Here is a 12298-nt window from a genome sequence, read left to right on the forward strand (position 1 = left end):
CTCCGATTCTGAAACTTGAGTTCTGCTCAATTCAAGCCGCCGGGTCGTCGTCGACGGCGGTATCTCTCTCTTTAGGGGCCGTGATGACGTTCACGTTGGCTCTTGGTGCACGATGCTGCTGGCGAAGGCGGTGATTTGCATTTTTGCCGATGCTGCGAGGCTTTAAGGAAGGAAACTGAGAGCTGTTGTCTATTCGTCATTCAGCTAGATCAACAACTTGATCTTACGTCGCGTCCTGCCAGCGGTGCCTGATCCTGCTTGGAGTCCGGACCTCGCGATTTGTCTGTGTTCAGGCGCTCAGCAATGCCGGTCGCTGCTGCGATGAATGCGTCCATATCAGCTCTCGTGCCGATGCTGATGCGGATGCAGTTTTCCAAAGTTCGTTCAGGGAAGAAGGCAACCAGGATCTTTTGCTGTTCCAAAGCGTCCTGCCACCACTTACCGCCGTGCTCGTCAGGGACGCGGGCTAAAAGGAAGTTGGCATGTGAAGGCATGACAGAGAACCCAAGTCGAGACAGCGCGGCCCCAACCCGTTCCCTTTCGTGCCGAATAGATCTGTGGTTCTCGTCGTAGGCGGCACGATGTGCAAGAACGCTAATGCCGACCGCGTGGCCAATAACGTTCATGTTGAACACGTTCTGGGTATTGCGTAGCCTCCCAATAAGCTCGGGATGGCCGAAACCGAAGCCGACGCGTATGCCAGCCGTGGCGTAGCTTTTCGAAAATGTCCTTAGTAGCAGTAGATTCGGGTAGCGATTGACGAGACGAAGTCCATTTTCAGGTGCAAAGTCCACATATGCCTCATCCAACACGATCAAGTGGTCCGATCGCGCCAGAAATCGCTCGATAGATGCGATTGGCGCGAACGTACCCGTCGGATTGTTCGGATTGGCTATCACAAGGAATTTGGCATCCTTTGCAGGGCCAAACAGCAGTTCTTCGGTGGGCAAGGAATGAGGGTCTTTCCACTCGATTTCCAGAAAACGAGCGCCCTGTAACGCGGCCAGTTTCCGGTTGAAGGAAAAGCCGGGTGACATCATTGCAACGCTGTCCCCGGGCGCAAGAAAGGCCTTGTAAACAAGCCCAAGCAGCTCAGACGAGCCGTTGCCGGCGATCACTTGATCTTTATTGAGGCCATAAGCGGTGGCAGCCGCAACCCGCAAGCCAAGGTTGTCTTCTTCAGGATATAAGTACTGTCGCTCGAGAGCGGCCACTGCATCTTCCATTACGACTTTTGGTAGTGGAAACGGGTTCTCGTTCGTGTTTAGTTTCACGTAAGTCGAATCCGGAGCAGGCCGGCCGGGCGGCAAAGAGCCCAATCGGCTCGTCGTCTGAGAAAGCGAGGAGAGAACGTTTTGTAGTTTTTCATCTGACATGGTGTTCTCCGTTTCTGCCGCTGGTACCAATTGCTGTTGCCAAACCCGGCGGTTCGTTGGGCGTTGCAGAGCAGTTTGCAAGTAGAGTTGGATGTCTTAGCTGTTTTGTCTGCTTGGCAGTGGCGACTGTTTCCCTGCGGGGGCAGCTGGAATGTACCGATCGTCTTTACGCTGTTCTGGACCTGCCATTCGCCAACGGCCGAAGCGCTATTGTCTTCCGCATCAGGTGTCGCCGTGCCGCGATGACATCGTGGTCATTTCTCCGTTGGAGCCAACATCATTCCCGCCCGGGTCCAGATACCAAATACTGGGCCTGACAGATTTGGTCGCAAGTCGCGGAATTGGGCGACTGGCTTGCGGTAGCCGTGTCGGTAGACTCTCACTAGAGATCGATCTTCGTTGGTCACAAACTGAAACGATCCCGTAAAATGTCGACTGAGCAGCGCCATAGTGTTTCTGCTTCGGCACACTGGGCAGCTTTCCAGCGTGCGGCTGTCGTCGGAGTTGAGAGCAGGCGCAGTCGAGCCCGGGCGCTCGGTCTTCTCATAGTAACCGTCGAGTTCAATCTGTTCGGCGGGGCCAATGGTTCCGGAGTCGGCTCGCGAGATCAGTTCGTGCATCCGATCTATTTCCGCGTCCCGCCGTTGGCGTTCCCGCATTTCGTCCTCGCGCAGTCTTTGTGCTTGTTGCTGCTGTTGACGAAAATCATCTGCGCGTTCATCATCGTCTTCCTCCAAAGCCTGTTTGATCGCATCGGCTAGCGAGCCCTGGCTCGAAGTGTAGCTTCTGTCGGCTGCCTGGCGGTTCATCATCTCGTCGATCACTGCAGACGGGAGATCACTCATCTGATGGACCTTGTCATCGCTGACGTATGTCTCGCCGCCATGCGCGTCGACATATATCAGACTGGTATAAACAGGTGCCGCTTCTACCCTCCACATCGGGGGATACGGTCCGTCGACGAAACCAAATACCGTGTCATTCAGTGTGCCGCCGCTCACATAATAATCCACCAGAGTTTCCCGATACTCGAGTCGATGCGGCGCAAACTCCTTCGGAGCGTCATGCTCGATAACATCTTCAATGAAGAGGACGCCGGACGTACCAGGGTGCGCGTCGACATACCTCTTCGCTTGTGTGCGTCGGAACCCGCGAGACTGCTCGGTTTGGCTATCCGGTCCATAAACATTGACGAGAAAGCCGACGGTCCCGTGGGTTGGATCGGTCTCGATTCCGTTGGCCCGCGCCTCCAGCGCTGCTTTGAGATCTTCCGCAGGCGGATCTTGCGAGATTCCATTGGACGCGCCATCCGGAGCCCGGTCTGCCACGTGACGCGGCGTCTCGTCCGTTGACGGGTGCGCCGCTGCTAGCCGGCAGATCGCGGCTTGCGTCGATGGTTGTGGTTCGGCTTGAACTTGCCAGAGAGCAAAAACACTGCATGCTGCGAGTATCATCCGCATCAGAAATCACCCTTGAATGATAGGTTCCGGAGCTCGGGCGGAAGAACACGCATAAGTTGAGCGGCGGGAACCTGGTACCGGTGCTCTCCAGCACTCAGACAGAATAGTATCAGCCAAAGGTCACGCGGCGCGTTTGGCGGTACTTCGCCAATAGGTACGGACGTTTCCCCTTGCACACCCGCGGAATGGAAGAGAGCCGCGAAAAGGGATGCGAGGCCCACAAAGAACACGAGCAACGCGCTGTTTCTAGGGTTGAGAAGACGTTTCATCGATTTCAATCATTCGCAGTTGTGCCGGAGATGTCCAGGCGAGGGCTTTGTCATTCGACTGGCTCAACATTGTTGTGTCGCCAGCGGTAGATCATAAAGCCGGGAGCTGCATGGTCGCCTTTTACGTTGAATCGAACCGTGCCGAGGACGGTTTCGATTGCCTGGCAACGAAGCGTAGCCGCGACTGGCATGCCGTCGAATGTGCCTGACCGCTTGACCGGGTCTGCCCATGCCTGGATAGCGGCATAAGTATCGAGCGTGTAGCGTCCTGCCGAGACCTTGGAAGCGTGAGCTTAGCGACGGCGTCTGACGCTTTAGCGTTCCTGGTCGGATCGGGCACGAAAGTGGACAGCGTACCGTTCGCTGCCTCGCTCGCGATACTCCAAAATTCATTTCTCATCCGCGGATCGTTGCCCGTGACCATAAAATCCGCGCTCGCTTCTGCGGCCTGGCCTACGATCAAGCCGATCCCGGCGTAATAGCCGGCGATGTGCGCGATCTGAACGCCTTCGCTCTTCATCCTCAAGACTGAGGCCACGTAATCCGTCCCGCCGGCCACGTAGCTTTGCCGCATGACGTATTTTGTGCCCGCTTCCTGAAGACGTGAGGCGACGACATCGGCAATCCTTTTGCCCGCCGTGCGCTTATCATCCAGGACGGCAATCTTCGCGTCTGGGTAATGCCTGAGGATGTCCTCGGCTGCGACGGCCCCCTGTCGCTCGTCACACCCGCAGATCCGAAAGCCGGTCTTCAGACCTCGTTCCGTCAATTGTCGACTGCTTGACGCCGGTGAAATCTGGGCCAGTGCCGCATCAGCGTAGACATCGGAGGCTGGACTCAAGGAAGCGGAACAAAAAGGACCAACGACCAACTTGACGTCTTCCATCGTCAGTTGATCGGAAGCAGCGACGACCTGTTTGGGATCACACGTGTCGTCCGCCACCCTCAATATCCCTGTGCTAGGAAGTAATCCAGAAGCATTTGATGCTTCAGCGGCGGTCACCGTTCCATCGCGCATCTGTGCGCCGAGCGCCGCGGCGCTTCCAGTCATCGGACCGGCCACAGCAATGTTGACGTGAACGGCGCCCGCAGTTGGCGTCAACATAGAAGCGAATATGGCTGCACTGGCGAAGGAAAAGATGCGAGTATTGCACATGCGGAGCGTTCGACTGTGACCCGTGACGGAGATCAATCTTGTTGCGCTTCGGATCGTTGAGACAACGTTGATCACAAGAGGACGCCGGCTTCGGCGGAGCGGCTCGTCCAGGGTGCGCACACAGGCAGCCACCGATCGTCAGTGAGATGTGTCGCTGACCCCACAGCATCGGAGCCGGCGCAAGTCGCGTGCGGACCCCGCCACGTTGCCTCCACTCTGATCCCGCGGGTCCCGCTATTTAACCGGACTGCCTGCAGGGCCCCGGCTGAGCGCGTCGTCTGGCGCGGTGTGCATGTCGCGTCATGCCGATGCATGGGTGAACCCGTCCCGGTACCAAGCCCGACTGCGAAACTGGCGCTGTCGATTGAATTCAGCGGTCGATCGTTGGGTTCGCGGACTCTGCGGTTGGCCTCCAATGCGGCTGAGATCGTCCGTGGCTTCACGACCCCGTCCGTTCCCACTATGGCTCTCCTGAGCGGGTGCTCGGGCAGCAGAACAGTGCCTTGGGCCACCATCCCGGAAGTGCCGTCGACCACTAAACGGTTGACACGACATATTACCCGCAGGGAGTTCGATCCGTAGTCGGTGAGAGAACCGGAAGTGCCATCTATATAGTCGACGCCGAGTACCAACTTATGAAGCCCAGCAGTTGTCATTGTTTTTCCCCGGCGTGACGTGCCCTTGGCCAGAGCCGCCCTCTGTCGCTTACCGATCGATGCCTCTGGTCGCTGATGGTACAATCTGACGTTACGTGCGTTTCAAGTCTGATCCGCCCGCCACCCCGCAGGATCATTTCAAACTTTGTGGGCGATGAAAGACAGGAGACGCAGCTAGCGGAAAGTGCGGGGGAGGAACATGGTGCGAAACAGCACCCGCAACTCAATGTCTCATGTCGTGTGATGTAAGATGGAGAGAGCAAGGAGGGGCGTGCACGCGGGTCCGGTCGCGTCAACACGGCCGATCATTCAAGGCGGCAAGTGCCAGATCGAGATATTGCATCAGGTTCGGGTCCCAGCCAGCCAAACTGCGTGGCGCGCTCAATCGGGCAAGAACCTTTAATAATCTGGAGACCGTCGGATCGACGCCCGCGATTTCGGTGATCAGCGATCGCGCCTGCAGCGCGACAGCGTTCGCTCGTTCACAGCAAGGCTGCTCGCCCCTATCCATGCAGCCACGCAATTCATCGCGGATCTCCCGCCACCTTTCCTCTCGAACCGCATCTGGGGCACATGTGCAGCGGCGCGCCTGAGGGCGCTTCTCAGCCCGCGACATCGCATCCAGAGTGGCAGGCAGTTCGTCAACACTGACATTTGTTTCGCCCTGAGTCGTCATGTCACGCAGGCGATCACGCAGCAGCGTCGCCCGAGCGACCTGAACCTCTATCCGCTCTAAATGCTTTCGCAATAGATCGGTAAGCGAAATGCGGCCCTCCATCGCTCTGTGGATCTCATGGAGCGAGAAGCCAAGTTCACGTAGCGCACGAATTTGATAAACGCGCTTGATGCTTTCGCGGTCATATATACGATGACCGCCGTCCGTGCGCTCGGACGCGGCCAACAATCCCGTGTGCTCATAGTGATGCAGGGTGCGTACCGTTACACCGGCAGCCTCCGCAAGTTCTCCAATGCGCCATCGACGCCTTCGTGGTGTAGGTCTGATCATGATGTGTCTATTTCCAAGCCTACAACCTGACGTCACGTGAGATTCAAGCTAATTCAATGGGCTAGCTTGAACCTTCTTGGGTTTTGGTTGTCTAGCGCTCAGATCGCCGCTCGCTCAGGCGGCAGACGCAATGGCGCCCATCAAGTTCATTAGGGATCCCAACCCTGCTTCACCGGAAGCTGCACGTTGAAGAATGAGCTGAGCAATTGCCGTGCGATTTTCTGGGGTGCGCATCGATGCAGGCAATGCGGCAATTGCTTCATCGAAAATCGTTCCCAACAGTGAGAGGTCTTCTGGATCATAGACACCGCTGTGTCGTTGCAATGCTCGCCTCCGTGTTTATCATTGCGCGATAGCGCGCAGGTGACGCAGGTGACCAAGGCGTTTGGCTGCGGTAGGGCCAAAACAAGACAGAGTTGCGGCGTACACCAAGAACACGGCAACGCTGCTCTAGTGAGGCCGTCGCGCAACAGAGCCGCGTCGCGCGTTTGCCTGGTGGTTGCGTTGCGAATATCGAGCCGGCTTTTGGAATTATGTGCGTACGTGCGGTGATGCAACCAGCAAGAATGGTGCGAGAGAAAAGATCGCTTTTGCTAAAACGTGCCATTCGAATCTGAGCAATAATTCCAAACGACGAGAGTAGCCGCTGCGTTGATAAGCGGCCGGAGCACATAGGAAAGCAATCTCCGAGAATTGGTAGGTGCAGGACACCCGGCGTGTCATTTACAATTTGCGTGATCGTTGGCTTGCCGGACCGAGACCCGACCTAGGCACGGAGTTGCGCTCGCGTAGGTCCAGAATTCACGGAGGTCCTGAACAACATGGCGGTGATTATCCAGTCCTGCTGCGCATTGCGCGTTCTTGCGCTGGACTCAAGTTGAGCAGTTATGAGCTTACCTGTCAGTAGCTTGAGCAGTTGAGCTGCCGCGGGTGAGCTCTGCAATCAGCTCGATGCGGCGCCTAAGGTGCTCGATACGTAGGACGATGCCTGTAGGGTCCGCATTGACGAGCGCGAGGGAGTGATTCGCTGGCGGGTTTACGCTTAGCTCCAGTCGGGACTACCGAGATGATCGGATGCCATGTTCGCGCCGCTGCGTCCAAGGTCTCGACGCGTGCCTTAAGATGTTTCGCCGATCAAGGCTGCTCCTACGATGCAGCTGACTGCATATGATGCAAATCAGGCACTCGAGAGCCGCTCTTTCCGAACCACGCCCATGGTTCAGCACTTTGAGCGTTTTCAGATCGCGACTGCATCGTTGGCTACAATGGGCCGTAGGGGGCGACCACGAAAGAGTACCAAGAAAACCCGGTGTTCTAGCAGGAAACGAGGCTGAAGGACTTATTGTGGGAAATCCTCTTCTCTTAACGTCGCGCGGCGGCGAAGGGATGTCGGAATGGACGGTGTTTTGCATGCCGGATCCATTTCCACCGCCGGCTATCGCGGTTGTCGCCTCAGGATAATCGCGCGCCATTACAAGCTGAAAAGGCTGTGAACTGCATCGTGGCAGATATCGCTACAAAAATGTCGCGCCGTTGGGTGGTGGGCACCTTGACCATAATTTGGATCGTCGGAGCGCGAGCTCACAGACGGGAATCGATGCGAGACGCCTCATCCAGTAAGATCCGCCGCATCCAGATGCTTGCCGGGTCTGCGTTGTGCAGGGTGGGCCATTGGACGGCCTCGGTGAAAGCGGGAAGGGTCAGTGGCGGCTCGACGATCCGCAAAGGCGTCGTCCTTGCGAAATGCTTGGCTAGCCTTGCTGGCATGGTGGCAATCCGATCGGTTCCGCATAGCATAGGCGGGATCATGTTGGTGCCCTGGACCACGACCTCAATGCGCCGTTTCAGTCCCTGCTCGTGCAAGCACCATTCCTCGATGGAGGGCCTCTGCGTCGGCCCAAACCTCGCCGCAACGTGCCCCATGGACGTGTATCGCTCGAACGTCAGATCGGCCGACATTTTCTTGTTCAAACGGCAGCCCACGCACACCAGTGTTTCTTCGAACAATGCCGCTTTGGGATGCGCGCTTGACATAAACAACTCCGGCAGAATCAGGAAATCAACTTCGCCGCGCCTGAGAAGCTCATCGGGCTCGTCGGCGAGTGGTAGTAATTCGAAGCCGACAGCGGGGGCCTCTCGCGCAACCCGGTCTACGATGTTTCGAAAAAACACCACCGTCATGAAATCCGAAACGATGATCCTGAAGCGGCGATCCGATTCCGCCGGCTTGAACATGTTGCAGGAGATAATCGAGAGCTGGATGTGCGCCAAGGCCTCGCGAATCGGTGCCGCAAGTCCTTCGGCGCGCGGCGTCGGAACGAGTTCGCGGCCCCTCATCGTAAATAGTTCGTCTCGAAAATACGCGCGCAGCCGCGAGACCGCGGCGCTCATGGCCGGCTGCGTCAAGTTAATGCTTCGCGCCGCTGCTGTAAGATTGCGCTCTGTCATCAGGGCGTCGAGCGCGACCAGGAGATTGAGGTCAAGTCCTTTAAATCGCACCTGTCGTGCTCCCTCTGATGGTTGTGCGTCGCATGCATTGAGCAACGACAAATATCCCGACGGATGGTTTCACTCTCTTTGCCGGGAGCGCTCAAAGCATGGAACGGAAAATGGTTCCCTTTGCCGCGCCGTTGCCCCGTCACCGCCAACCTCCGGACCGAGGCTGTCAGGCTCGATACGGTTCAACAACGACTTGCTTGTGCTGTGGTCGGTTCTCTCGCATTCGTCACGAGCGTGTTCGGTGACCCGCAGGAGCATGAGACGGCAGTATCGGGCGCCTCGTCGCTTCAGTACGCATTCGTCGCGCTCTAGCAAGTACGGGAAGCCTCAAGATCATTCGCAGTCGGCTCGTTGCGTTGCTGGCGGTCCGCGCATGCGGTTTCTTGTCGATTGTCTCCATGTCTGCGTGGTGTCGCGATGGTCGTACGCGAATTGCAGAGCCTGCCTACAACCTGACGCAGCGTGCGATTCAAGCCATTTTATTAGATCGGTGGAAATTCATCCCAATCCGCGCATCGGCGAGATGAATTGTCTGGTTCGCGACGCCTCGGCAGGAAATGAGCCTCACGCCGAAGTGTGGTCCCGCCACTCAACTTGCTCATCTCGCCCGGCCAGCGATATTTTGCGGCAGCCGTCGCGAGATGATGCGCTAAGGTCCGCTACGGCTTCATAGAAAGGGTAGTGCCCCTGATTGGTGGAACCGATGGGCCGTGTTTGGCTGAGGTCCTCTCAGGCAAATCAACACCTCCTGCGGGTTTTATTGGGTTCATACGGAGCACTCATTTGTGAGGCTTCCTCGAGCAAGATCCGGCGCATCCAAATGCTTGCGGGATCCGTATTGTGACCGGCAGGCCATTGAGCAGCTTCGGCAAATTTAGGAAGGGGCAGCGGAAGTTCGACAATCTTTAACGGCATCGTCGCCGAGAAATGCTGCGCGAGCCTTGATGGCATGGTTGCAATACGACGGGTGCCCAAGAGCATAGGTGGGATCATGCTAAAGCCTTGCACCGCGACATCGATCCGCCGCTTAACTCCGTGTTCTAGCAAAAACCATTCTTCAATCGAGGGCCTTAGCGTCCGTCCGAACCTGGCCGCAACGTGCCCCATCGACATGTATTTCTCGAATGTCAGTTGACGGGAAATGTGCTTGTTCGTCTGGCAGCCAACACAGACAAGTGTTTCTTCGAATAGTGCTGCCTTGGGATGAACGTTCGACATAAACAGTTCAGGTAGGATAAGAAAATCGACATCGCCGCGCCGGAGAAGCTCACTTGGGTCCTCGGCGAGTGGTAACAGTTCGAAACTCACTGCGGGAGCTTCGAGCGCGATGCGGTCCACAACCTTCTTTAAGAATACGACGGTCATGAAGTCGGAGAGGATTATCCTGAACCGCCGATTCGATTGCGCCGGATCAAACGTATCTGGTGATATAATGCAAAGCTGGATGTGAACCAGTGCCTCGCGAATAGGGCCCGCAAGGCTTTCCGCGCGCGACGTCGGGACAAGCTCGCGCCCCTTCATTGTAAACAGTTCGTCCTCAAAATAAGCGCGCATGCGGGCGACTGCGGCGCTCATCGCTGGCTGGCTCAGGTTGATGCTGCGTGCCGCAGCCGTGAGATTGCGCTCGGTCATCAGAGCGTCGAGCGCGACGAGAAGGTTAAGATCGAGGCCGTTGAAGCGCATTGTTCCGATTTATCCGTGAGCTGGATGCGTTCCATCCAAACAATCGATTTTACCAATTTCTCGAAAAGAGAGTAGCAAACGTCAGTTTAGTAACATTGAACTGGGGCATACCCGAATGGCCGTCGATCGTTGCTCTGGCTCTGAAATAAGCTCTCAGTCGTACGCCAAGTATCGCGCGAGGTGCATCTCGACGTCGCTCGCGTTCTTCAGCGGCGGGCCCGTCGCGGCTCGTCCCACCGCGACACGGCAGGCGTGCGCACCGTCGCGTAGGCGCTTACGACCGACATACCCTCGTATGGTGGTGTCAACCCTTGTTATATCGTGCGCTTACCTCCGTACGATTGAGCGAGCGCTGGGGCGCCCCTTACCTTCGCAGCCGATCCGGGGTCGATCGCAGGCGTCAAAGGCCTCCGTGCGGCTGACCGGTTCGCGTGAGAGTGTGAGTGAAGCCGGGTGTAAGATGCCGGAAAAGTCCCTGATAGATTTGATCCGAAGAGCGCACGAACTGGATGTCGTCTCCATCGTGCATGCCGACCAGGCGTTGCGCGAAGAGTTGACAGGGGTCATTTTTTCGGCCGGCTATGTCGCAGAACCATTCGATGGAGCAGACGCGTTCTTGAGATCGAGCTGCGTTATTAGAACGTCCTGCTTGATCGCGGACATTCAGCTCCCTGAAATGACCGGGCGCGATCTGTACAAGCGTCTGGTCTCAGCTGGAAAGCGGATCCCGACTATTCTGCTAGCGGATCGAGGTCGCGACCGCCTGCTGGCGCGGGCGTTGCGAGGCTGCATCACGCATTACCACAAAGACCCACTCAACGATAACGAACTGCTCGCATGCGTCAAAGCGAGTCTCGGACGTCAGGCGGTGCGCCGGAGCCAGCCATGAATATAGCTGTGTCAAGCTCGACTGGAGGCGGCTCCATCCGCTCTCAGGTGCGGTGGAGGCTGTGCTGGGAAAACGAGTTGCAACTGTCCGATCACTTTGAGCTGTCCGAGTTCTTCCGAAAAACCTACGGGCCGACGGGCGAATTCAACGCAAAGCCATTCGAGGGCGGGCGAAGTTGGGCAGGCGCGAGGCCAGAGCTGCGTATCATCGCCTACGACGATCACGGCATAGCCGGTCATGCCGGCCTACTGCGCCGTTTCATCAGGGTTGGCGAAGTCGATCAGCTGGTCGGTGAAATCGGATTGTACGGGGTACGTCGAGATCTTGAGGGACTCGGAGTGACCTATCACGGTGCAATGCGCATGCTGCACCCGGTGCTGCAGAAGCTTGGCGTTCCATTCGGATTCGGTGGGGTGAGGCCCGCGCTGCAGAAGCATTTTGAAAGGCTCGGCCGGTACGGCCTGGCAACGGTGTTGTCTGGAGTTCGCGTGCGGTCAACCTTGCCAGATGTATATCCGGGCTTACCCACCACTCGTATCGAGGACGTGCTGGCCGTGGTCTTCCCAATCACGCGGCTGATGAGCGATTGGCCCAGCGGTGCACTAATCGATCGGAATGGGCCAGAGCTGTGACGCCTATCGAGCCCCAATCCTCAAGCCGCAATGACCGCGCTGACTGCACCGGGCGTCCCAGCGTCTATCTTACGTTCGATGACGGTCCCACTCCACTTTGCACGCCCGATGTCTTGGATGTGCTGGCGGCACATCGAGTGCCAGCGACGTTCTGCGTCATCGGCGCCTACGCAGCAAGTCACCCACGACTAATCCGACGCATGATCGGAGAAGGTCATGAAGTCGCAAACCACACGATGACTCATCCAGACCTGTCCAGATGCGAGTCCGCCGAAACTCAATATGAGATACTGGCGGCAAGCAGAGTCATTGAGATGATCTGCCCCCAGGCGTCTTTGCGGCACGTGCGCGCACCATATGGGGCGTGGACCGAGCAGGCGCTGACTGTGTCAGCGAGCGCAGGCCTGGCGCCGCTACACTGGTCGGTCGACCCGAGAGACTGGTATCGCCCCGGCGTAGATGCAATCGTTAACGGGGTGTTGGCCGCCGCCCAACCGGACGCAGTCATACTTCTCCACGATGGGTGTCCTCCCGAGGAGTTGGGATTGGCCGCTCCCGCTGGTCGGCGTGACCAGACAGTTAAGGCGCTCTCGCATCTGATCCCCGCTTTGCACGCCCGCGGATTTGCCATCCGTGCGCTTCCTCAATCTCACTGAACAGACCGACACACCC

General features: G+C 57.4%; 10 protein-coding genes. 3 read left to right on the top strand and 7 right to left on the bottom strand.

Annotation, left to right across the window (positions count from 1 at the left end; genetic code table 11):
- Positions 1-209: 209 nt before the first annotated feature.
- From hisC to A3AI_RS0134620, 7 genes are all read right to left on the bottom strand, one after another.
- Positions 210-1376 (bottom strand): histidinol-phosphate transaminase, encoded by a 1167-nt coding sequence (gene hisC, locus A3AI_RS0134590; protein ID WP_024519933.1) that lies wholly within the window; start codon positions 1374-1376, stop codon positions 210-212.
- Between the two features lie 254 nt (positions 1377-1630).
- A complete protein-coding gene (locus A3AI_RS48260; protein ID WP_024519934.1) occupies positions 1631-2836 on the bottom strand; it encodes a hypothetical protein in 1206 nt (401 codons plus the stop codon).
- Between the two features lie 390 nt (positions 2837-3226).
- Positions 3227-4261 carry a branched-chain amino acid ABC transporter substrate-binding protein gene (locus A3AI_RS44045; RefSeq protein ID WP_245287019.1) on the bottom strand — a complete coding sequence of 345 codons (1035 nt, stop codon included), beginning with the start codon at positions 4259-4261 and terminating at the stop codon, positions 3227-3229.
- Between the two features lie 948 nt (positions 4262-5209).
- Entirely contained in the window at positions 5210-5923 is a 714-nt protein-coding gene (locus A3AI_RS0134610; RefSeq protein ID WP_024519936.1) for a MerR family transcriptional regulator, read from the bottom strand.
- Between the two features lie 114 nt (positions 5924-6037).
- Complete coding sequence (locus tag A3AI_RS46640; RefSeq protein WP_084801131.1) at positions 6038-6247, bottom strand: hypothetical protein; 210 nt, start codon at positions 6245-6247, stop codon at positions 6038-6040.
- A gap of 1257 nt (positions 6248-7504) precedes the next feature.
- Positions 7505-8422 carry a LysR family transcriptional regulator gene (locus A3AI_RS0134615; protein WP_024519937.1) on the bottom strand — a complete coding sequence of 306 codons (918 nt, stop codon included), beginning with the start codon at positions 8420-8422 and terminating at the stop codon, positions 7505-7507.
- Positions 8423-9160: 738 nt separating this feature from the next.
- Positions 9161-10105, bottom strand: a complete 945-nt coding sequence (locus A3AI_RS0134620) for a LysR family transcriptional regulator (RefSeq protein WP_024519938.1) — start codon at positions 10103-10105, stop codon at positions 9161-9163.
- Between the two features lie 460 nt (positions 10106-10565).
- Between A3AI_RS0134620 and A3AI_RS48985 the strand changes: the two genes are divergently transcribed.
- From A3AI_RS48985 to nodB, 3 genes are read left to right on the top strand one after another with little or no spacing between them, the layout of a single operon-like run.
- Entirely contained in the window at positions 10566-10994 is a 429-nt protein-coding gene (locus A3AI_RS48985; RefSeq protein WP_024519939.1) for a response regulator, read from the top strand.
- Positions 10991-11626, top strand: a complete 636-nt coding sequence (locus tag A3AI_RS0134630; RefSeq protein ID WP_024519940.1) for a NodA family N-acyltransferase — start codon at positions 10991-10993, stop codon at positions 11624-11626. Before A3AI_RS48985 ends, A3AI_RS0134630 begins: the two co-directional genes overlap by 4 nt.
- On the top strand, positions 11623-12282 hold the full coding sequence (gene nodB / locus A3AI_RS0134635; protein ID WP_024519941.1) for a chitooligosaccharide deacetylase NodB: 660 nt from the start codon (positions 11623-11625) through the stop codon (positions 12280-12282). Before A3AI_RS0134630 ends, nodB begins: the two co-directional genes overlap by 4 nt.
- Positions 12283-12298: the final 16 nt, after the last annotated feature.

The sequence above is a fragment of the Bradyrhizobium sp. Tv2a-2 genome, from assembly GCF_000472425.1.
In the GTDB taxonomy this organism is placed as follows: domain Bacteria; phylum Pseudomonadota; class Alphaproteobacteria; order Rhizobiales; family Xanthobacteraceae; genus Bradyrhizobium.